This window comes from Neisseria blantyrii (genome assembly GCF_962747855.1).
Taxonomy (GTDB): Bacteria; Pseudomonadota; Gammaproteobacteria; order Burkholderiales; family Neisseriaceae; genus Neisseria; species Neisseria viridiae.
Map to the genome: position 1 here is coordinate 37,576 of NZ_CAUIZY010000005.1, position 22,439 is coordinate 60,014.

The 22,439-nt window shown below is 54.1% G+C and carries 17 protein-coding genes; 11 read left to right on the forward strand and 6 right to left on the reverse strand.

Annotation, left to right across the window (positions count from 1 at the left end):
- Positions 1 to 5 precede the first annotated feature (5 nt).
- The 5 genes from Q9J80_RS05675 to Q9J80_RS05695 all read left to right on the forward strand — a co-directional run bounded on the left by Q9J80_RS05675 (position 6) and on the right by Q9J80_RS05695 (position 5,584).
- Complete coding sequence (locus Q9J80_RS05675) at positions 6 to 983, forward strand: ABC transporter substrate-binding protein (RefSeq protein ID WP_304672741.1); 978 nt, start codon at positions 6 to 8, stop codon at positions 981 to 983.
- Positions 984 to 1,777: 794 nt separating this feature from the next.
- Positions 1,778 to 2,575, forward strand: coding sequence for an ABC transporter permease (locus tag Q9J80_RS05680; protein WP_301673446.1), 798 nt, complete (start codon positions 1,778 to 1,780; stop codon positions 2,573 to 2,575).
- A complete protein-coding gene (locus Q9J80_RS05685; protein ID WP_304671373.1) occupies positions 2,575 to 3,267 on the forward strand; it encodes an ATP-binding cassette domain-containing protein in 693 nt (230 codons plus the stop codon). Before Q9J80_RS05680 ends, Q9J80_RS05685 begins: the two co-directional genes overlap by 1 nt.
- Before the next feature lie 309 nt (positions 3,268 to 3,576).
- On the forward strand, positions 3,577 to 4,191 hold the full coding sequence (locus Q9J80_RS05690; protein ID WP_304671374.1) for a CadD family cadmium resistance transporter: 615 nt from the start codon (positions 3,577 to 3,579) through the stop codon (positions 4,189 to 4,191).
- A gap of 295 nt (positions 4,192 to 4,486) precedes the next feature.
- Positions 4,487 to 5,584 carry an NnrS family protein gene (locus tag Q9J80_RS05695; protein ID WP_304672742.1) on the forward strand — a complete coding sequence of 366 codons (1,098 nt, stop codon included), beginning with the start codon at positions 4,487 to 4,489 and terminating at the stop codon, positions 5,582 to 5,584.
- 46 nt (positions 5,585 to 5,630) lie between these two features.
- On the opposite strand, the gene Q9J80_RS05700 is transcribed toward Q9J80_RS05695, so the two are convergent.
- Together Q9J80_RS05700 and Q9J80_RS05705 are read right to left on the reverse strand one after the other, a co-directional pair.
- Complete coding sequence (locus Q9J80_RS05700) at positions 5,631 to 7,799, reverse strand: primosomal protein N' (protein ID WP_304671354.1); 2,169 nt, start codon at positions 7,797 to 7,799, stop codon at positions 5,631 to 5,633.
- Positions 7,800 to 7,839: 40 nt separating this feature from the next.
- Positions 7,840 to 8,508 carry a hypothetical protein gene (locus tag Q9J80_RS05705; protein ID WP_301673443.1) on the reverse strand — a complete coding sequence of 223 codons (669 nt, stop codon included), beginning with the start codon at positions 8,506 to 8,508 and terminating at the stop codon, positions 7,840 to 7,842.
- 254 nt (positions 8,509 to 8,762) lie between these two features.
- Between Q9J80_RS05705 and Q9J80_RS05710 the strand changes: the two genes are divergently transcribed.
- Positions 8,763 to 9,554, forward strand: coding sequence for a DsbC family protein (locus Q9J80_RS05710; RefSeq protein ID WP_107818840.1), 792 nt, complete (start codon positions 8,763 to 8,765; stop codon positions 9,552 to 9,554).
- A 100-nt stretch (positions 9,555 to 9,654) separates the two neighbouring features.
- On the opposite strand, the gene Q9J80_RS05715 is transcribed toward Q9J80_RS05710, so the two are convergent.
- Positions 9,655 to 11,589, reverse strand: coding sequence for a MacB family efflux pump subunit (locus Q9J80_RS05715; RefSeq protein ID WP_304672744.1), 1,935 nt, complete (start codon positions 11,587 to 11,589; stop codon positions 9,655 to 9,657).
- A 65-nt stretch (positions 11,590 to 11,654) separates the two neighbouring features.
- Positions 11,655 to 12,833, reverse strand: coding sequence for a MacA family efflux pump subunit (locus Q9J80_RS05720; protein ID WP_301673737.1), 1,179 nt, complete (start codon positions 12,831 to 12,833; stop codon positions 11,655 to 11,657).
- Positions 12,834 to 13,058: 225 nt separating this feature from the next.
- Here Q9J80_RS05720 and Q9J80_RS05725 point away from each other — a divergent pair, with 225 nt between their 5' ends.
- The gene (locus tag Q9J80_RS05725; protein ID WP_301673441.1) at positions 13,059 to 13,448 is read left to right on the forward strand and encodes a type IV pilin protein; all 390 of its coding nucleotides are present in this window, start codon (positions 13,059 to 13,061) and stop codon (positions 13,446 to 13,448) included.
- A 282-nt stretch (positions 13,449 to 13,730) separates the two neighbouring features.
- Positions 13,731 to 14,777 carry an alcohol dehydrogenase AdhP gene (adhP, locus tag Q9J80_RS05730; RefSeq protein WP_199904180.1) on the forward strand — a complete coding sequence of 349 codons (1,047 nt, stop codon included), beginning with the start codon at positions 13,731 to 13,733 and terminating at the stop codon, positions 14,775 to 14,777.
- 317 nt (positions 14,778 to 15,094) lie between these two features.
- Here the strand turns inward: adhP and smc are convergent, their stop codons facing one another.
- Positions 15,095 to 18,580, reverse strand: coding sequence for a chromosome segregation protein SMC (gene smc / locus Q9J80_RS05735; protein WP_304671375.1), 3,486 nt, complete (start codon positions 18,578 to 18,580; stop codon positions 15,095 to 15,097).
- 248 nt (positions 18,581 to 18,828) lie between these two features.
- On the opposite strand from smc, the gene lpxH reads away from it, so the two are divergent.
- Both lpxH and Q9J80_RS05745 read left to right on the forward strand, forming a co-directional pair.
- Positions 18,829 to 19,551 carry a UDP-2,3-diacylglucosamine diphosphatase gene (gene lpxH, locus Q9J80_RS05740; RefSeq protein WP_301673440.1) on the forward strand — a complete coding sequence of 241 codons (723 nt, stop codon included), beginning with the start codon at positions 18,829 to 18,831 and terminating at the stop codon, positions 19,549 to 19,551.
- 268 nt (positions 19,552 to 19,819) lie between these two features.
- Complete coding sequence (locus Q9J80_RS05745) at positions 19,820 to 21,406, forward strand: L-lactate permease (RefSeq protein WP_301673439.1); 1,587 nt, start codon at positions 19,820 to 19,822, stop codon at positions 21,404 to 21,406.
- A gap of 167 nt (positions 21,407 to 21,573) precedes the next feature.
- Here the strand turns inward: Q9J80_RS05745 and Q9J80_RS05750 are convergent, their stop codons facing one another.
- Positions 21,574 to 21,777, reverse strand: coding sequence for a zinc-finger domain-containing protein (locus tag Q9J80_RS05750; protein ID WP_301673438.1), 204 nt, complete (start codon positions 21,775 to 21,777; stop codon positions 21,574 to 21,576).
- Between the two features lie 115 nt (positions 21,778 to 21,892).
- Between Q9J80_RS05750 and Q9J80_RS05755 the strand changes: the two genes are divergently transcribed.
- Positions 21,893 to 22,390 (forward strand): DNA-mimic protein DMP19, encoded by a 498-nt coding sequence (locus tag Q9J80_RS05755; protein WP_301673437.1) that lies wholly within the window; start codon positions 21,893 to 21,895, stop codon positions 22,388 to 22,390.
- The last annotated feature ends 49 nt before the right edge of the window (positions 22,391 to 22,439 follow it).

The following is a 22,439-nucleotide window of genomic DNA, read 5'->3' on the forward strand; positions in this document are numbered from 1 at the left end:
AAAAAATGGAACTGAAAAGACGCGATTTCTTAAAAATGACCGCCGCGCTGGCAGCCGCAGGCGTTTCGCCTTCATTGTTGGCAGCCGGTAAAGAACAATTTACCGTGTACGGCGCACCGGCAATGCCCAGCGTAACCATTGCCGTAGCAGCGTTGCAAGGCAAGCTGGCGAAGCAGGCGGATGTGTCGCTCAAGGTTTGGCGTTCGCCCGACCAGCTTCGCGCGGGCGTGGCGAGCGGGCAATTTAAAGTGATGATGAGTCCGAGCAATGTCGGCGTAAACCTGCGCAACCAAGGGCAGAAAGTCGGCATGGTGAATATTTTGACCAACGGCATCACGCAGTTGGTCTGCAAAGGCAGCGCGATTGCCTCGCCGCAGGATTTGGTCGGCAAAAAAATCCTTGTGCCGTTTAAAAACGACATGCCCGACATCGTGCTGCAAGCCTTGTTGAAAAAACTGAAAATCGACGCGCACAAAGTCGGCATCACCTACACCGCCACGCCACCCGAAGCGGTGGGACTGTTTTTGAGCAAGGACTACCACGCTGCCATCCTGCCCGAACCGATGGCGAGCGCGGGTATGCTCAAAGGCAAAACTATGGGTGTGAACGTCGTGCGCGGTTTTGATTTGGTGAAAGCATGGGGGCAGGCGTTTGACACCAAACCGCTGATTCCGATGGCAGGCATCATCGCCAACGAAGAATATTTCCACGTGCACAAAGCGCAGTTCGACCTCTTCCATCAGGATTTGAAAAACGCGCTCAACTGGATACTCGCCAACCGCCAAAGCGCGGCGAAAATCGGCAAAAACTACCTCCCCGCCCCAGAACCCGCCCTAGTCATGGGCTTGGACGGCGCGCGGCTGACGGTAAGCAAAGGCAGCGAAGTGAAGAACGAGATTTTGAAGTTTTACGAAATCCTAATGCAGTTCAACCCGAAACTTCTAGGAGGCAAGCTGCCGGATAACGGGTTCTTCTTGGCTTAAACGAGGAGGGAGGCCGTCTGAAAAGGGTAGGGTGGTCGTGAATACCTGATTTATCATTTTTCAGACGACTTGTTAGGACATTATCAGCAGCGTGGGTCGGATTCTTGAATCCGACATTTCGGCTCTTTTCAGACGACCTATCAGATAACAGTCAGAACAGTACACAAAAAGCCGTCATTCCCGCGCAGGCGGGAATCCAGTCTCTGATATTGCAGGAATGTTTTAAAATTGTAGCGACATCAAATCTCTGGATTCCCACCTACGCGGGAATGACGGCGGGTGGGTTTCTATTTGCACCAAGAGCTTTGTTTGAAAAAATAACGGATAAACCATCCGCAAGAACGCGTCGTGGTTATAGTGGCGTAGGTCGGATTCTTGAATCCGACATTTCGGTTAAACGGGGCTGTCGGATACGAGTATCCGACCTTGTATATCGGAACTCCCGTATCATAGCAACAAACCGCCCTGCCGCCACCCGCATCTGACCAAGGCAGTAGCTACTTTTTTCAGACGACCTATCAGATAACAGTCGGAACAATACACCAAAAGCAGTCATTCCCGCGTAGGCAGGAATCCAGAGGTTTAATGTTGCTGCAATTTAAAACATTCCTGCAGTATCTACGACTGGATTCCCGCCTGCGCGGGAATGACGGCGGGTGGTAACCGTGGGTCAGACTCCGGCATCCGACTTTACGGCATAGCTGAACAAACTGTCGGATACAAATATCCTGATAACTGATTTTTCAGACGGCCTATCATTTCCAAACCATCCCCATCAACCAACACCCCAAACCATGATTAAAACCGACAAAATCCGCAAACCGCAGCCTGCGGTGTTTTACATCATCGACTACCTTTGGAGCGGCTTTGCCGGTCTGAGCGTGGCGATGGTTGTGGTGGCGTTGTGGGCGTGGGGCAGTGCCGTGTTCGGCGGGTTTATGCTGCCCGCGCCGGTGGAGGTGTTTCAAAAGTCTTTGGATTTATTGAAACATTTTCAGGAAAACGAAATCGGGATTTCGCTGTGGCGGTCGGTAGTGGGTATTTCGGTTGCGCTGACGGCGGGATTGGCGGCGGGGCTGGTAGCGGGCAGTTTTAAGACGGCGATGGCGTTGCTTAAGCCTGTGATTACGGTTTTGTTGGCGATGCCGCCGATTATTTGGGTGGTAATGGCTCTGTTTTGGTTCGGTTTCGGCAATCCGAGCGTGTTGTTTACCATCATTGTGTTGGTTGCACCGCTGACGTTTGCGAGTGCGGCAGTCGGGATGGCGAGCGTGAACAGGCAGCATGAGGAGTTGTTTGACGCTTACAAATTAGGCCGTCTGAAAAAAATCCGTTATCTGTATATCCCGCATCTGACGGGCTATGTGATTTCCAGCATCGGCGTGGCGGTGGCGATGGGGGTAAAGGTGGTGATTATGGCGGAACTCTTGGGCGCGAGCGAAGGCGTGGGTGCGCGGATTGCGGACGCGAGGGCGATGCTGGAGACTTCGACGGTGATGGCTTATGTGGTGTTGGTCATCGTGTTTGTGTCACTGTTTGAATACCTGATTACCAAGCCTTTGGAAATTTTGTTTATGCCGTGGAGAAGATGATGCTCTGTCTTGAAAACGTGCGTTTTGAAATTCTCCGCGACCCCATCGTGCGCGATTTCAGTTTGAACCTGCAACATGGCGAAGTGAAAGCCTTGTTCGGGCCGAGCGGCTGCGGCAAGACGACGGTTTTGCGGCTGATTGCGGGCTTGGAAACGCCAAAATCGGGCACGATACGCAATACTTTCCGCAAAACGGGTTTTCTGTTTCAGGAAAACCGCCTGCCGGAAAACTTGACCGCGATGCAGAATATCGCCATTTTTATGGACAAACCCGATGAAGGCAAAATCGTCGCGCTGGCGGCGAAAGTCGGGCTGACTGCGGGCGATTTGAACAAATATCCGACCGAATTGTCCGGCGGTATGGCGAAACGGGTGGCGTTTTTGCGCCTGCTGCTGTGCGGCTGCGACCTTGCTTTACTGGACGAGCCGTTTGTCGGTTTGGACCGCGATTTGCGCGATATTTTGGTTGCCATGCTGGTGGAGAAAATCGAGCGGCAGGGCATGGCTTGTATGCTGGTAACGCACGACCGCTTCGAAGCCGCGCGCCTGAGCCGCGAGATTATGTTGCTCTCCCCGAAAGGCATGAACGTGCAAAACGTGATAACCCTGCCCACGCCGCTGTCCGAACGCGATTCGGCTTTTGAAGAAGGCGTGGTGGCAAGGGAGTTTCGGGGGATTCATTATTATGAGTGATGGGATTTGAGTATCTGACGAACCTTGCGGTTCGTTACCCTCTCCCTAACCCTCTCCCACAGGGAGAGGGAATCAGGTTGCTGAAAATCAGAGGGCGCGTAGGATTGGGAATCAGATGGCAGGTAAACCGGAGAATGTTCGGGCTCGACAGCCTAATTTCCTCTCCCCGTGGGAGAGGGCTAGGGAGAGGGCAGGCAAACCGCAGGCTTGCCTCTTTAGCGAAAGATACGAATCTGTTATCCGAACGCGATTCGGTTTTTGAAAAAGCCGTGGTGCCAAGGGGGCAGGGGATTCATTATGAGGTGCTTTATGTTTTCGACTGTGATTACTGCTGCTGTTTTATATATTGCTACAGCAGTAGATTTGTTGGTAATACTATTAATATTTTTTGCTAGAGCAAATACTAGAAAAGAATATCGAGATATTTATATCGGACAATATTTAGGTTCTGTAATTTTAATATTAGTTAGTTTATTTCTAGCTTTTGTTTTGAATTATGTTCCGGAAAAATGGGTGTTGGGTTTATTAGGTTTAATACCGATTTACTTAGGTATTAAAGTTGCTATTTACGACGATTGTGAGGGCGAAAAAAGAGCTAAAAAAGAATTGGATGAAAAAGGGTTGTCAAAATTAGTCGGTATTGTTGCTTTGGTTACAGTTGCTAGTTGTGGTGCAGATAATATTGGACTTTTTGTTCCTTACTTTGTGACTTTAGATCTTGTCGACTTATTAGTTACTCTTCTTGTATTTTTAATATTGATTTTTGTTTTAGTATATACAGCACAAAGATTGGCTAATATTTCAGGTGTTGGTGAACTCGTAGAGAAGTTTAGTCGTTGGATAATGGCTGTTATTTATATTGGTTTAGGGTTATTTATTATTATTGAAAATAATACAATTCGAACAATAATATCAATAATATGAATGATACGGGCATTTGAGTATCTGACGAACCTTGCGGTTCGTTGCCCTCTCCCTAACTCTCTCCCACAGGGAGAGGGGAGCAGGTTGCTGAAAATCAGAGGGTGCAGGATTGGGAATCAGATGGAAGGTAAACCTGAAAATGTTCGGGCTCGACAGCCCGATTCCCTCTCCCCGTGGGAGAGGGTTAGGGAGAGGGCAAGCAAACCGCAGGCTTGCCTCTTCAACAAAAGATACAGTCCTGTCCGCCCAATAAATCCATACCCGAAAGCATCTTCATACAGAATCAAGCCAAGCCATGAATAAATTTTTTACCCACCCCATGCGGCCGTTTTTCGTCGGCGCGGCGGTGCTTGCCGTACTCGGCGCGTTGGTGTTTTTCATCAGCCCTGCCGCCGTTGTCCTGCACCGCCAAATTTTCTTGGAACTTATGCTGCCGGCGGCATACGGAGGTTTTTTGACTGCGGCTTTGTTGGACTGGACGGGTTTTTCGGGCAACCTGAAACCTGCCGCTACTTTGATGGCGGTGTTGTTGCTTGTTGCGGCTGTTTTATTGCCGTTTTTACCGCAACTTGCCGCATTCTTTGTAGCGGCTTATTGGCTGGTTTTATTGCTGTTCTGCGCTTGGTTGATTTGGCTGGCCCGCAACACCGACAACTTCGCCCTGCTGATGCTGCTTGCCGCGTTCACAGTTTTTCAGACGGCCTATGCCGTCAGCGGCGATTTGAACCTGTTGCGTGCACAAGTACATCTGAATATGGCGGCGGTGATGTTTGTTTCCATACGCGTGAGTGTTTTGCTGGGTGCAGAAGCTCTCAAAGAATGCCGTCTGAAAGACCCCGTATTCATCCCTAACGTCGTCTATAAAAACATCGCCATCACCTTCCTGCTGCTGCACGCCGCCGCCGAACTTTGGTTGCCCGCGCAGACCGCCGGTTTTACCGCGCTTGCCGTCGGCTTCATCCTGCTCGCTAAGCTGCGCGAACTGCATCATCACGAACTCCTGCGCAAACACTACGTCCGCACTTATTACCTGCTCCAACTCTTTGCCGCCGCAGGCTATTTGTGGACAGGCGCGGCGAAACTGCAAAACCTGCCCGCCTCCGCGCCCCTGCACCTGATTACCCTCGGCGGCATAATGGGCGGCGTGATGATGGTGTGGCTGACTGCCGGACTGTGGCACAGCGGCTTTACCAAGCTCGACTACCCGAAACTCTGCCGCATTGCCGTCCCCATCCTTTTCGCCGCCGCCGTTTCGCGCGCTGTTTTAATGAACGTGAACCCGATATTCTTCATCACCGTCCCCGCGATTCTGACCGTCGCCGTGTTTGTGCTTTATCTCTTTACGTTCGTACCGATCTTTCGGGCGAATGCGTTTACGGGCGACCCAGAATAAAAATGCCGTCTGAAACGGTTTTCAGACGGCATCAGATTGCCAATAATCAAGCCTCCTGCGGATCGACATCCACCGACCATCGGATTTTGCCGTCCCTGTTTTGCTGCAACACCTGCACCCACAAACTCACGGCGCGGTGCAAATCCTGTCGGGATGTTGATTCGAGGAAGATTTGCGCGCGTTCGCGTTCGGCGAGGCGCACCATCAGCATCGGGGCGGCGCCGAACTGTGAAACGCTTTCGGGCAAAAGCGGGGCGAGGGTTTCTTTGGCGGCGTTGAGAAATTCCATCGCATCGGCAACACGCGGCGCGTCCGCGCGGACGGCCGTCTGAAAACCGAAGGGCGGCATGGCGAACATTTGCCGCTCGTTCAATTCGTTTTCGGCAAACACGGCGTAGTCCTGCGCTTTGACGGCGGCGAAGACGGGATGTTCGGGCAGCTGGGTCTGTATCAGCACCTTGCCGGGCTTGTCGGCGCGCCCAGCCCTGCCTGACACTTGCATCAGCTCGGCAAACAGCCTTTCCGGCGCGCGAAAGTCCGCGCTGTACAGGCTGCCGTCGGCGTTCAACACGATAACGAGGTTGAGCCGCGCGAAATCATGGCCTTTGGCGAGCATCTGCGTGCCGACCAGAATGTCGATTTCGTTGTCGGCAATGCGGCGGTACAAATCCGCCCAGTCGTTTTTGTGCGCCGTGCTGTCCCTGTCGACGCGGACGACGGCAGCCTTGGGCAGGAAGGCGCGCAGGGTTTCTTCGACGCGCTGCGTGCCGTGTCCGACGGCGGTCAGGTCTTGATTGCCACAGTCGGGGCATTTGAACGGGACGGGTTCGCGGTGGTCGCAGTGGTGGCAGCGCAATTGGCGGGCGCGTTGGTGCAGCACCATTTTGGCGGAGCAGTTCGGGCAGCCGAAGGTATGGCCGCAGTCGCCGCAAAACAGCGCGGGCGCGAAGCCGCGCCGGTTGAGGTACACCAGCGACATGCCGCCCGCTTCAAAATTCTGTTTCAAAAGCTGCAAGGCTTGCGGTGAGAAGCCGTTGTCGAGTTTCAGACGGCCTACGTTGAGGATGTCCACTTGAGGCAGTTGCGCGGCGGTATGGGCGCGTTCGGTCAGTTGCAGCAGGCGGTACGCGCCGCTTTGCGCCTTGTGCCAGCTTTCCAAACTCGGGGTCGCGCTGCCCAACACGACGGGGCAGCCGCTCTGCTTCGCCCGCCACACCGCCAAATCGCGGGCGTGGTAGCGCAATTCGTTGTCTTGTTTGAACGAGCCGTCGTGTTCCTCATCAACCACAATCAGCCCGACATCATCCATCGGCGTGAACACCGCCAGCCGCGTACCGATGACCAATTTCGCCTGCCCCAACATCGCGCGCAAATAATCCTGCGTGCGCTTGCCTGCCGCCATCTGGCTGTGCAACACGGCGGTCGGTACGTCGGCAAAACGGTTTTCCACCCGTTTCAAAAGCTGCGGCGTGAGGTTGATTTCAGGCAACAAAAACAACACTTGCCGCCCCTGCGCCAACACTTTCGCCATCGCATCGAAATACACCTCGGTCTTGCCGCTGCCGGTAATGCCGTACAGCAGAAACGGCTGAAAGCTGCCGAAGGCCGTCTGAATTTCATCGGAAGCTTGTTGCTGGTTGGCGTTGAGCTGAAATTCAGACGGCCTTAAGATAGGCTTCTCCGCTTCCGTCGTTTCAATCCAACCCTGTTCCGCCCAATCCTCAATTAATTTCGCCGCCTGCGCGTTCACCTGCTTCAACGCCGCCATCGTCATCCCGTCCGACAGCAGCGCGTCCCACAAAGCCGCTTTTTTATTGAACCGCGCCGGCGGCGGCGTTTGCGCCCTGCCCGCTTCGTTCAGCGCGTAAAACAACGGCGGCTGCGGCATTTCCACCGCGCGCGTTTCCTTCAAACCCTGCGGCAGTGCGGCAAACACCGCCTGCCCCGTCGGATAGTGGTAATAACGCGACGTAAACGCCAACAAATCACGCCAGCTTTGAGGCAACGGCGGTTCATCCGAAAAGGCCGTCTGAACACTCAAAATCCGCGCCGCATCCATATCCGGCGCAATATCCGTTTCCCACACAATCCCGACCACGGTTTTATTGCGGAAAGGCACAAGCACCCGCGTTCCCTGCGGCAACGGCTCGGAATGGGAATAAGTCAAAAGGCCGTCTGAAAGCGGCACGTTTACGGCGATACGGTGGTAGATCATGGTGTGTAAAAAATGTTTGGGCCCGTCTGAAAAACGGAAGCTATTTGCACAAATACAAACAGTCTTTACCTAAAGTAAAGCCGTAACCCTGTTTCCACAAATCGAAATAAGGACGGAGAAAATCGCTGTCAGGCTTGTTGCGGTAAAGCGGATATTGCAGATAGGCGGACAGGTAATAATCACAACTTACGGAATAATAGGCTTCTGCCAACACTTGTTCGGGGCTGTTGTCATCTGTATTGCCCATCTGCCATTCGCCAAATACCTCTCCCAACAAGTCCCGAGTATCGTCAAACTCTTCCGCAGGCTCGCCCAAACGTATCTGTTTAATCGCTGCCAAGGCTGCAATCAGCTCTTCGTCTTCAACAAAGCGGGCAAATTCGCGCAACCCTTCCAACAAACGCTCACCCGTCTCTCTCACTTCTGCCTCATCTTGCACAGGCGGGCAGAAATAGCCGGGAATATAGCCGCCGTCGAGGATTTCTTGGTGGTGTTCGGCAGTGTTTTGATACACAGGCATAATGCGCGCCAGCAATTCCTGTCCCTTTTCCAAAGGTTCAAACACCGCAGCCACGCCTTCTCCGTCGGGCATAAAACCTTGAAACAAACCGTAGAAATAATCTTCCCAGCCATTATATTTATCTGCTGCCTGCGGCTCTTCGCCCAGCAGCTTAAACAGATATTCAGCGTATTCTTGTTGGTTCATCATTTTTCTCAAAGTGTCGGTAAAATCTTTCAGTTGCCCGCAGCAAATCTTTCAGACGACCTCAAGCGGCACTAAAGTCCGCTCAGCCATCTGTTTACGGCGATGCGGTGGTAGATCATACAGGCAGGCAAATCATTTTTTGCGTATTTTAACAGCCGGAAGCTATTTTCAGACGATAAATTGAGCCTCGGCGCAATGCAGGCGCAACAGAGGTTTGATACAATGCCCTCTTTTCCAACACGCGCAATCATCTTTATATGAAAACCAAGTTAATCAAAATCTTAACCCCCTTTACCGTCCTCCCGCTGCTGGCGTGCGGGCAAACGCCCGTTTCCAACGCCAACGCCGAACCCGCCGTCAAAGCCGAGTCCGCCGCCCCCGTACAAGGAAAAGTCGGCGAAGCCTTGAAAGCACGCCTCGAAAAAATTTACGAATCCCAAGACCTGAAAGTCATCAGCGTCAGCGAAACACCGGTCAGAGGCATTTACGAAGTCGTCATCAGCGGAAGGCAGATTATCTACACCGATGCAAACGCCGATTATCTATTTTCCGGCGAACTTCTTGACATCAACAACCGGAAAAACCTCACCGAACAGCGTATGGCAGATTTGAACAAAATCGACTTCGCCTCCCTGCCTTTGGACAAAGCCATCAAAGAAGTACGCGGCAACGGCAAGCTGAAAGTCGCCGTCTTCTCCGACCCGGATTGTCCGTTCTGCAAACGCTTGGAACACGAGTTTGAAAAAATGACCGACGTGACGGTTTACAGCTTTATGATGCCCATTGCCGGCCTGCACCCCGATGCCGCACGCAAAGCGCAAATCTTATGGTGCCAGCACGACCGCGCCAAAGCGTGGACGGAATGGATGCGTAAAGGCAAATTCCCGGCCGGCGGCAGCATCTGCGACAACCCCGTCGCGGAAACCACTTCCTTGGGCGAACAGTTCGGATTCAACGGCACACCGACCCTCGTCTTCCCCAACGGGCGCACCCAAAGCGGCTACAGCCCGATGCCCCAACTGGAGGAAATCATCCGCAAAAATCAATAATCCATCCGCAAAACAAAAGGCTTGGAACCGTGTTCCAAGCCTTTTTCAAATGCCGTCTGAAGCCTGCCCGGCAGCTTCAGACGGCATCTTTGTGCCAACCTCAATCCTGCGCCAATGCGTCTATCGGATTGAGTTTGGCTGCTTTATTGGCGGGCATAAAGCCGAACGCGATGCCGATTCCGGTCGAACAGGCGACCGCGCCGATGACGGACATGGCGGAAATGTCCATCGGGAAGTCGGTTACAAAATGATTGAACACGAGGCTGACGGCGGCGGACAAACCTACGCCGACCAAGCCTCCGATGATGCAGATTAACACTGCTTCAATCAAAAACTGCTGCAAAATATTGCCACGCCGCGCGCCGATTGCCATCCGTATGCCGATTTCTTTGGTGCGCTCGGTAACGGACACCAGCATAATGTTCATCACGCCGATGCCGCCGACTACCAATGAAATCAGGGCGATAGAAGAAATCAGCAGCTTCATCGTACCGGTGGTGCTTTCGACCATCTGCCTGATGCTGTCGCTGTTGTTCATAAAGAAATCTTCCGTGCCGTGCCGCGCTTTGAGCAGCTCGGTCAACCCTTTTTCGGCAACCTGGGTATTGGCATTGTCTTTGATTTTCACGGTAATGGAATTGGTATGGCTCTCTCCGGTAATTTGATGCATCACCGTCGTATAGGGCGACCAAAGCATCAGCACATCGGAATTTCCGAAAGCGTTTTCGTCTTTTTTCATCACGCCGATGACGGTCAAGGGGCGTTTCCTGAACAAAATGGTTTTACCCAACGGATCCGAATCCGCAAAGAGTTTGTCTTTGACATTTTGGTCGATGACGACGACTTGCGCGTCTTCTTTCACATCGTTCTCATCAAACAGCCGCCCCGTTTCCAGCTTCAGCCCGCGCACGTCGAAATATTGTTCGCCCACGCCGTAAAGCGAGGCGGTCAGGTCGGTGTTGCGGTAGGTCAGCGTGCCGCCGCTCGAAGTCATCGGCGTGGCGGAAGCAACGTAGCTTTGTTTGGCGATGATTTTTGCGTCGTCTATGGTCAGGGTTTTGATTTTGCCGCTGCGCCTGTCGCCGAAGCCGCGCCCGGGGAAGATGCTGATGGTGTTCGTCCCCATCGAACTGATGTCTTCAAGGATTTTTTTCTGCGAACCGTTTCCCAATGCAACGACGGAGACAACCGAAGCGATACCGATAATGATGCCCAGCATCGTCAGCAGCGAACGCATTTTGTGCGCCAATACTGCTTGCACCGACATTCTGAAGGCTTCGACAAACTGGTCGTAATAAAACGACCACGAGGCTTTTTCCTGAATCCTCCCGACCTTGCTTGTGGGGATTTCGGGATTTTTCGAGGTGTCGGAAATGATTTCGCCGTCCCGGATTTCGATGACGCGGTTGGCGTTGGCAGCGATGCCGGGGTCGTGCGTTACCATAATGACGGTATGCCCAGCTTCGTGCAGCCTGCGGATGATTTCCATCACGTTTTTGCCGCTGGCAGTATCGAGTGCGCCGGTCGGCTCGTCGGCGAAAATGATTTCGCCGCCGTTCATCAGGGCGCGGGCGATGGAGACGCGCTGCTGCTGTCCGCCCGAGAGTTCGCCGGGCTTGTTGCCCTCTTTGCTTGCCAAACCCAAATCCTGCAAGAGTTTGTCCGCCCGCGCGGAACGCTCTTTGCCGCCCATACCCATATACACGGCTGGCAGCGCGACGTTGTCCCTTGCGGTCAGCGAGCTTAAGAGGTTGTAGCGTTGGAAGATGAAACCGAAGCGTTCGCGGCGCAATGCCGCCAGTTCGTCAGGCTGCATTTTGGCAGTTTCGATGCCGTCGATTCGGTACGAACCGGAACCGGCGGTATCCAAACAACCGAGTATGTTCATCAGCGTGGACTTGCCCGAACCGGACTGCCCGATGATGGCGACAAAATCGCCCTTCTCTATCGACAGGCTGATGTCTTTCAAAATATGGACGCGGTTCTCGCCGCTGCCGAAATAGCGGTTGATGTTTTTACATTCGATCAAGCTCATAATATTCCGTAAATCAATAACAAATGCCGTCTGAAACCGTTTCCGTGTTCAGACGGCATATTCGTTTATCGGCGCGGCGGGCCGCCTAGGGCGCGTTCGCTGCTTTCCTGTTGCTCGGCGGCGGTCATTTCGGAGATGACCACTTTGTCCCCCTCTTTCAAACCGCTTTTCACTTCGATATTCATACTGTCTTTCATACCGGTTCGGATTTCGCGTTCCACTGCTTTGCCGTCTGCACCCAACACGCGCACAAACGCCTTGCCGCCGCGATTTTTCACCGTCAGCGACGGAATAAGCAGCACATTTTTCACACCGTCGATTTCAATCGTATTCTGCGTCGTCATCCCCGTGGCGAGTTTGCCGTCCGGATTCGGCACAAACGAACGGGCATAATAATAGACCGCATTGGAAGCCGTATCCGTACTGCTGTTGTAGCCGCCCGACGACATCGTGGTCAGCCCGGGGTCGACGCTGTCGAGCTTCGCCTTAATCGGCGTATCCGGTTCGGACAAAATCGTAAACGAAATATCCTGCCCCGCCTTCACCTTGGTAATATCGCCCTCGGCAATCTGCATTTTGTTCAACATCATATCCAGATTCGCCAATTGGACAATCGTCGGCGTAGACTGCGCCGCGTTCACGGTTTGCCCTTCTTCCACGGGAATCGCCACCACCGTGCCGTCCATCGTTGCGGTAATGCGCGTGTAGCCCAATTCCGACTCGGCGGTATTGATGGAAATTTTGCTCTGTCTGATTAGAGCCTTCAGCTCGGCAACATTGGCTTTGGCGGCGGCAAGCGCATCCTGCGCGCTTTCCAAATCTTCTTTAGAGGTTGCATCATCTTTCCACAACGCCGCCTGGCGTTTGTATTTCTTCTCCGCGCTGCCCAATGCAATCTGTGCCGACACCAGCTTCGCCTGATACGTTTCCAATTTGGATTTTTCCGTATTGAGCGTATTGGTCTGCGTGGTCGAATTGATTTCCGCAATCAAATCGCCCTTTTTGACCTGTTGCCCGAGTTTGACATAAAGCTTCTTAATCTGCCCCGAAGCCTGCGCGCCGACCGATACCAGATTCGACGGCGAAATCTCACCTGTTGCAGAAACCGTCCGGCTGATGTCGCCGCGCCTGACCGTTTCCGTAATATAAGAAGCCTGCGGCTCGGGCTTCAGATAAGACCATCCGCCCCAAACCGCTGCTGCCGCGACTGCCGCAACAGCCGCCCATTTCATCATTTTTGCCATATTTTCAATTCTCTGTATGCGCCAATCCCATAAACCGGAAGCGGATTCTACCGCAAGTCCCTGCCCCATCCAAGGCGGCAAACCGCCGACAATAAAAATAACCATTTGTTTTAAATGGCTTATACTATCTGCTTTCCCGAAAATTTCAATCCGTTTACATATTCCGCCATTTCCGATACGGCGTTATAATGCCGCCCACAAACAACCAAATGGAAACACATTGCTATGAAAAACGTTCAAAAAGGCTTCACGCTGACCGAGCTGCTGATTGCCGTCGCCATCCTCAGCATCCTGACGCTCATCGCCTACCCTTCCTATAAAACCTACACCCGCCGCATCCGCCTGTCGGAAGTCAAATCCACCCTGCTGATGAACGCGCAAAACTTGGAGCGTTACTACCGCCAAAAAGGGACGTTTGACAACTACAACAAAACCAAACTGAAACAAAACAAATATTTCGACATTACCTTAAGCAAAGTCAGCCCCGACCACTTTACCCTTCAGGCCGCCCCCAATCCGGCGACCAACGAAGGCGAAACCTGCATCGTTACGCTCAACGACGGCGGCACACTTTCCGCCGCCGGCAGCGGGCAGGACTGCCCGGACTTCGACTGATCCTCCGCCGAAGTCCCCAAACCCGTAAAAATGCCGTCCGGACACAGCTTCAGACGGCATTTTTACGGGTTTGCCCATCCGTTTTTTTCAAACTTGAAACCTGCCGCCCCGCATCCGGCAACCGCCACGATGCCGCGCCTCCCTAACTGTTATAATATAACATATAACCCATATTTTTCAACAACATACCGTTTGACCCGCAAGATGCGGAAGCGTATGCTTACCCTTATATCGGACAACATTCCGTTTACAGGTTTTTTACCGTAACTAAGGAGCGCAATCATGAAAATGCAGGCAGTTGTTGTGAATAAAAATGTAGCGGGCGATGTGGAAGTAATCGAACGCGAGGTTCGCCCGTTGGAATACGGCGAGGCATTGGTCGAAGTCGAATATTGCGGCGTGTGCCACACCGACCTGCACGTTGCGGCAGGCGACTACGGCGAAAAACCGGGCCGCGTGTTGGGACACGAGGGCATCGGTTTGGTTAAAGAAGTTGCCGACGGTGTGAAAAATCTGAAAGTCGGCGACCGCGTCAGCATCGCCTGGCTGTTCCAAAGCTGCGGCTCGTGCGAATACTGCAATACCGGTCGCGAAACCCTGTGCCGTTCCGTATTGAACGCGGGCTACACCGCCGACGGCGGTATGGCGACCCACTGCATCGTCAATGCGGATTATGCGGTCAAAGTCCCCGACGGTCTCGACCCCGCCCAAGCGTCCAGCATCACTTGCGCCGGCGTTACCTGTTACAAAGCCGTGAAAGTGTCCGGCGTGCGTCCGGGACAGTGGATTGCCATCTACGGCGCGGGCGGTTTGGGCAACTTGGGTGTCCAATACGCGAAAAAAGTATTCGGCGCGCACGTTGTCGCCATCGACATCAACGATGAAAAACTGGCGTTTGCCAAAGAAACCGGCGCGGATTTGGTTGTCAACGCCGCCAAAGAAGACGCTGCCAAAGTGATTCAGGAAAAAACCGGCGGCGCACACGCTGCGGTCGTAACCGCCGTATCTGCTGCCGCATTCAACTCTGCCGTGGATTGCGTCCGCGCGGGCGGACGTGTGGTTGCCGTCGGGCTGCCGCCGGAATCGATGGATTTGTCCATCCCGCGTTTGGTTTTGGACGGCATCGAAGTGGTCGGCTCTTTGGTCGGCACGCGCAAAGATTTGGAAGAAGCCTTCCAATTCGGCGCGGAAGGTTTGGTTGTTCCGAAAGTCCAACTGCGTGCTTTGGATGAAGCACCCGCCATTTTCCAAGAAATGCGCGAAGGCAAAATCACCGGCCGTATGGTGATCGATATGAAAAAAGAATGCGGCTGCGGTCATCACCACTGATTTGACGTGGCAGTACACATCGAAATGCCGTCTGAACGCTGTTCAGACGGCATTTTTTATGGATTTGGATTTGATTTTAATCTGTTCTGTTTGAAATATAGTAAATTAACAAAAATCAGGACAAGGCGGCGAGCCGCAGACAGTACAAATAGTACGAAACCGATTCACTTGGTGCTTCAGCACCTTAGAGAATCGTTCTCTTTGAGCTAAGGCGAGCCAACGCTGTACCGGTTTAAATTTAATTCACTATACCGTCTGAAAACCCGTATCGCAACACGTCATTAAAAACGGCAAGATTCAGCCGTTCTGCAACCCGTTCAAACGGCTTCCGCCATTTCCAACGCCTGTTTGATGTCCACAGCAACAACGCGTGATACGCCTTTTTCCTGCATGGTTACGCCGACGAGCTGCTCTGCCATTTCCATGGTCAGGCGGTTGTGGGAGATGTAGAGAAACTGGGTTTGCGCCGACATTTCTTTGACCAGCTTGCAGAAACGCGAGGTGTTGGCGTCGTCCAGCGGGGCGTCGACTTCGTCCAAAAGGCAGAACGGAGCGGGGTTGAGGCTGAACAGGGCGAACACGAGACTCATGGCGGTGAGGGCTTTTTCGCCGCCGGAGAGAAGGTGGATGGTGCTGTTTTTCTTGCCAGGCGGGCGCGCCATGATGGACACACCGGCGGTCAGTAGGTCGTCGCCTATCATTTTGAGGGTGGCTTCGCCGCCGCCGAACAGGGTCGGGAAGAAGGTTTGGACTTTGCCGTTGACGGCGTCGAAGGTTTCTTTGAACCGCGCTTTGGTTTTGTCGTCGATTTGGGCGATGGCTTCTTCCAAAAGTGCGATGGCGGCCTGCACGTCTTCGCTTTGGCTGCGGTAGTAGCCGTCGCGTTCGCGCGCTTCTTCGAGTTCTTGCAGGGCGGCGAGGTTGACGGCGCCGAGGGCTTCGATTTGTTGCGAGAGGATGCCTATGCTGCTGTTCAATACTTTTGGCGATTCTTTCGCCAAGGCTTCGAGCGCGTCCAAATCGGCGGCACGTTCGGTCAGGTTTTGATGGTAGCGTTTGGCGTTAATCAAGGCTTCCTGCTGCTGCAACAGGGCGGTTTGGGTGGCTGCCTGAAGCTGCGGCAGCTTGGTTTGCAGGGTTTGTACGCGGGTGTATTGCTCCCTGCCCTGCTCCTGAATCTGCGCGAGTTTTTCCTGCGCGGCGATGTATTCTTCGTCCAGCGTGTGCACGGCTTCGGTCAATTCGTCGAGCTTGATGTGCTGCTCGTCGTTTTGGAACTCGGTTTCATAGGCAAGGGCAAGCTCTTGCTGGCGTTCCTGCCAATCGAGGGTTTGCTGTTCGAGCCGGGCGATTTGCTGCCGGTAGTTTTGTTTTTGCTGGTTGAGTTTGTGGACGGCGACTTCGGCAAGCCCGTATTGGCGGTTGGCTTCCAACAGGGCAAGCTGCGCCTGTTTCAGACGGCCTTGCTGCTCTTGGCGGCTGTGTGCGGTGGTTTGCTGCTGGTGTTCGAGTTCGGCGGCGGCTTCCTGCAAAGTGGCGATGTCGTCTGAAAGCCCATCGGACGTGTGTTGCAACACGGTCTGTTCTTCCGCCAACTGCGCCAGTTCGCGCTCGATGTGTTCGCGGCGGATTTGTCCTTGGTTGGTGCGCGCCAAGAGTTCGGCGGCGCGTTGCTGCGCCTGGCTGTATTGGCGCGTGTGCTGCTGTTGCTGCTGCATCAGGTTTTTATGTTGCACTTCGGACGAGCGCGCGGCAACCTCCGCCTGTTTGAACGCGGCTTCGGCGGCGGAGAGTTCGGGGGCGAGGTTTTCCAGTTTGGACGCAATGCCGTCAAGGCGCGCTTTTTGGGCAATCAGGCTTTCCTGCGCGGGCTTGGCATAGAGTAGGACGCTGACTTTATCGACCTGATGACCTTCGGGCGTGAGCCAGATTTGGTGTGCGCCCAAATCGCTTTGATGCGCGAGGGCGTAGCTCAAATCGGGCGCGCACAATACGCCGTCGAGCCAGTGGTGCAATGCCGTCTGAAACGGCGGCTGCGCTTGGATTTGGTTCAGCAATGCCTGTACGGGCAGCGATTTTTTGATGCCGCCGGAGAGGTCGTCTGAAAGCCATGCTGCCTGCCCCTGCGGCAACGGCACGGGGGGAACGAAGCCGTTCGATACGGCGCGGGCGTGCAGGCGTTCGGCCAGGATGACGGACAAGGCGTGCTGCCACTCGGCGGGGGCGGTGATGCGTTGCCACAGTTGCGGCGCGGCGGCGTGGTCGGTTGCCTGCCAGAAGTCGGCGGCTTCCTGCTGTTGCGACAGGATTTGCGACAACGCCTGCTGCTGCGCCTGCAAGGTAATGTGTTGCTGCTTCAGGCTTTGGAAGCGGTTTGAGGCCGTCTGAAACGCCTCGCGGGCGGTGTGTAAGGCTTCTTCGGCGGCAATGATTTGTTCTTCGTAATGCTCTTGCTGGCTTTGCAACAAGGCAGCTGCTTCCTGCGCGGCGGCGGTTTCGGCTTCGTCAGGCAGGTTCAGGGCTTGGTTTTCCTGTTTCAGACGACCTTTGCGCTCTTCGTGCTTGGCAACGGTTTGTTCGGCATGGGCAAGCTGCTGCTGCTTCAACGCCAGTTCGCGGCGGATGCGGTTTGCCTCGTCCTGCTGGGTTTGGAAGGCGGCGTTGAGCGTGGCTTGGGCTTCTTCCAATTCGGGCAGACGCTCTTCGTGTTCAGCAACCTGCATCGCCCACTCTGCCAGCTCGGTTTGCTTTTCTTCGGCCTGCAACTCGTTTTCTTCAAGCTGCACGCGGATTTGCTGCTGCTCTTGATGAATGCGTTGCATCTGCGCCTGCGCTGCCTGCTTGTCGCGTTCGATGCGTTGATGCAGGTTTTGCCGGTGGCGGATTTGTTCTTCCAAACGGGCAATCTGCTCGCGCAACACGCCGCGTTTGTTGCCCAATTCGTGTACTGCCTGCTGCTGCGACTGTTCGGCGGTCTGCAAGGCGTGTACTTCGTCATTTAACGCCTGAACCTGCGCGGCGGTTTCATCCTGCTGCGCCTGCAAAGACTGATGCTGCGCGGTCGCCTTGTCGGCGGCGGCAAGCGATTGCTGCCATTGGGCGTAATCGAGCAAATCCTGCTGGCGGTTCAACTGCGCAGTCAGGAATTTGTAGCGTTCGGCAGTTTCCGCCTGTTTCTCCAGCTTTTCCACCTGACGCGCCAATTCGTTCTGCAAATCGCCCAAACGCTGCAAATGCTCGCGCGTGTCTTTCAGACGGCCTTCCGTCTCCTTGCGGCGTTCCTTATATTTGGACACGCCCGCCGCCTCCTCAATATAGGCGCGCAACTCCTCCGGCCGCGCTTCGATGATGCGCGAAATCATCCCCTGTTCGATAACGGCATAACCGCGCGCGCCCACGCCCGTACCCAGAAACAAATCAGTAATGTCACGGCGGCGCACGGTCTGATTGTTGATGAAATAAGTCGATTCGCCCTGACGCGTCAGCTGCCGCTTGATGCTCACCTCGGCATACTGTCCCCACGCCCCCTGCAAACCGTGGTCGCTGTTGTCAAACACCAGCTCCACCGAAGCCCTCGGCGCAGGACGGCGCGTCGCCGCACCGTTAAAAATCACGTCCTGCATACTCTCGCCGCGAAGCTGCTTCGCCGAAGCCTCGCCCAACACCCAGCGCACCGCGTCAATCACATTCGACTTGCCGCAGCCGTTCGGCCCGATAACCGCAACAAGCTGCCCCGGCACATGAATCGTGGTCGGGTCGGTAAAAGATTTGAAGCCGGAGAGTTTGATGTGGGTCAGGCGCATAATGGTCGGGAAAAATAAAAAAGAAGCGTATTTTAACGGAAATCTCGCCGCCACACCCCATATCTTTCCGGCAAAACCTTACCGCATCCCGCCCCCGCGATGCCGTCTGAAGCCTTCAGACGGCATTTTTAACGCGCTCGAACCCCAGTTCCGCCAATGCCCGATGCTTGGCGCGGCATTTGCCGTATTGCCCCGCCGCCGGGCGCGTTATAATCCGCCACGACATCCGCCCGATTGGAAACCTGCCTATGCGACCCTCCTATTTCATTTCCGACCTGCATTTGAGCGAAAAGCATCCCGAACTGACCGCGCTGTTGCTGCTTTTTTTACGTTCTTCCGCCGCCGGACAGGCGCGGGCGGTTTATATTTTGGGCGATTTGTTTGATTTTTGGGTGGGCGATGACGAAGTTTCCGAGTTGAATACTTCGGTTGCGCGTGAAATCAGGAAATTGTCCGACAAAGGCGTTGCCGTGTTCTTTGTCAGGGGTAACCGCGACTTCCTAATCGGTCAGGATTTTTGCCGGCGTGCGGGCATGACGCTACTGCCGGATTACTCGGTTTTGGACTTGTTCGGCTGCAAAACCCTCATCTGCCACGGCGACACTCTGTGTACGGATGACAGGGCATACCAACGTTTCCGCAAAATCGTGCATCGGAAGCGGCTGCAAAAACTGTTCCTAATGCTGCCTCTGAAGTGGCGCACACGCCTTGCCGCCAAAATCAGGCGTGTCAGCAAAATGGAAAAACAGGTCAAGCCCGCCGATATTATGGATGTCAATGCCGCCTTTACCGCGCGGCAGGTTCGCGCCTTTAACGCGGAAAGGCTGATACACGGACACACCCACCGCGAGCATATCCATCACGAAAACGGCTTTACCCGCATCGTTTTGGGCGACTGGCATAACGACTATGCTTCAATCCTCCGCGTGGACGGGGACGGCGCGGTATTCGTGCCGCTGGAAAAATGCTGAAAATGCCGTCTGAAGCCTTTCGGGCGGCTTTTTTTACACGCCCCTTTCCCACACTCCCTCCGCCGCATCATCACCATCCTTAACCCGCATTAAGGGGCGTTATCGATAAAATGCTTGACCGATTACATAAGATTACGTAAAGTGTGCAAACGCATAATAATTGGTCTTACCAATTTATCTTTTAACCAAAATATCGGGTGTGCGGGATTTGAACGTCTTTCCAAACCTCAACGCGCCTTATGATGCAAATGCCTAAAAAGGATTCGTTATGGCACTTTTCCTCAGCATATTCCCCATCGTCCTGCTGATTTGGCTGATGGTGAAAAAAAACAGTATGCCTTCCTACGTCGCGCTGCCGATTACCGCAGTGCTGATTTACGCCATCAAACTTTTCTACTTCGGCGATGCGGGAATGCTGCTCAACGCCACCGCCGCTTCCGGCCTCGTCAAAACGCTCACGCCGATTACCGTGATTTTCGGCGCGATTATGTTCAACCGTATGATGGAAACCACGGGCTGCATCGATGTCATCCGCAAATGGCTGGCGACCATCAGCCCGAACCCCGTAGCGCAACTGATGATTATCGGCTGGTCGTTTGCCTTTATGATTGAAGGCGCGTCCGGCTTCGGTACGCCTGCCGCGATTGCCGCGCCGATTCTGATGAGCTTGGGCTTCAACCCGTTGAAAGTGGCGATTTTCACTTTGGTGATGAACTCCGTGCCGGTATCATTCGGCGCGGTCGGTACGCCGACCTGGTTCGGTTTCGCACCGCTGAACCTGAGTGCCGAAGACATCCTCGCCATCGGCAGACAGACCGGCGTGATGCACTTCTTCGCGGGTTTCATCATCCCCGTCATCGGCTTGAGTTTTATCGTGCCTTGGTCTGAAATCCGCAAAAACTTGGGCTTCGTCGCCATTGCCGTTTTCTCCTGTACCCTTCCCTATGTCGCATTGGCAATGGTCAACGAAGAATTTCCTTCTTTGGTTGCCGGCGCAATCGGCCTGATGTTTTCCGTATTTGCAGCTAATAAAGGCTGGGGCTTGAGCAAAGACCACGCCAAAGACCCGAATGCCGAAAAAGTGCCGTTCGCCCAAGTCGCCAAAGCACTCGCCCCTTTGGGTATGCTGATCGGTATGCTGGTGGTTACGCGCATCAAACAACTTGGCATCAAAGGCATTTTGACCAGCAAAGAAGAATGGTTCAGCTTCCAACTGCCGTTTGATTTGTCCAAAATCACCGTCAGCGACTCCCTGACAATTACCTTCGGCAATATTTTCGGACAAGATGTCAGCGCGTCTTACCAAACGCTGTACGTCCCGGCTTGGATTCCGTTTGTCTTTACCGTTTGGATCTGCATCCTGCTGTATAAGACCAAATTCAAAGATGCTTGGACAATTTATGCCGTAACCTTCAATCAAACCAAAAAACCGCTGCTTGCCCTGATGGGCGCGCTGATTATGGTTCAGCTGATGCTGGTCGGCGGCGACAATTCGATGGTGAAAATCATCGGTAAGGAATTTGCCGCAATGGCGGGCGAACACTGGGTTTACTTCTCGCCGTATTTGGGCGCAATCGGTGCGTTCTTCTCCGGCTCCAACACCGTGTCCAACCTGACCTTCGGCCCGATTCAGCAGCAAATCGCCTTGGATACCGGCCTGTCCGTTACCCTGATTCTGGCGTTGCAGTCCGTCGGCGGCGCGATGGGCAATATGGTGTGCCTCAACAACATCATCGCCGTATGTACCGTATTGGACGTGAAAAATTCCGAAGGTGCGATTATCAAGAAAACCGTTATCCCGATGGCGATTTACGGCGTGATTGCCGTCGTCGTGGCAATGATTTTCTTCCTCTAGGCGAAACGCCGCCATCCATAGCAGCAGCACGCGGAGAACGGAAACCTCCTCTCCCCGTCCGGGCGGCGCGTCGGGCAGAATACCCGTGCCGGAACAGCCCGCCCCGCCAAACAAATGCCGTCTGAAACCGGAAAAGGCTTCAGACGGCATTTTTCCGCCGTTTGCATTCAGGCGTAATGATGATGCGGCATCTTTCCGTCAAGGCGGTAGCGCGTGCCGCAATACGGGCAGGCAACGCTGCCCAACTCTCCTTCGCCCAAAGGCAAAAACACCCTCGGATGTCCGTTCCACTGCTCGTTGTCCGGTCCCGAGCAATACAGCGGCAGATTTTCCGGCAACACGGAAATTTCCTGCGGATTCAGATTGTCCATTCGATTTTCCTTCACGTGGTTGGTGTACGCCTATTTTACGCCATCGGCAAGATAAAGGATATTTCCGACCCGAAGGTGCAATCCGCTATAATCCCCACTTTTCAGACGGCATACCATGACTGCGCTTACCCTTCCGGAAGACATCCGCCAACAAGAACCATCCGTTCTGCTCTATACCCTCGTTTCCGCCTACCTCGAACACACCGCCCAAACCAGCGACGAATCCCTCTCCTGCCTGTCCAACGACCAACACACGCTGACCGCATTCTGCTACCTCGACAGCCAAGTCGAAGAAGGCGGCTTCGTACAGCTTATCGCCTCTGGCTACGGCGAATACATTTTCCGCAACCCGCTTGCCGACAGCCTGCGCCGCTGGAAAATCAAAGCCGTGCCGAAAGTCTTGGACAAAGCCAAAGCCCTCTACGAACAACACGGGGAAACCATCGAAACGCTCGCCGACGGAGGCGCAGACATCGAATCCCTGCGCAAACAGTTCCCCGACTTTGAAGAATGGGACGGCGCATACTACGAAGCCGCCGAACAAGACCTGCCCCTGCTTGCAGAACACATACGGTCAAACTGGGAAACCTTCGCCCATATCGGGCAGGCGTGATTACGTCTGTTTCCAGCCCGTGTAAAACAGCGTAAAATCGGCAAACCCG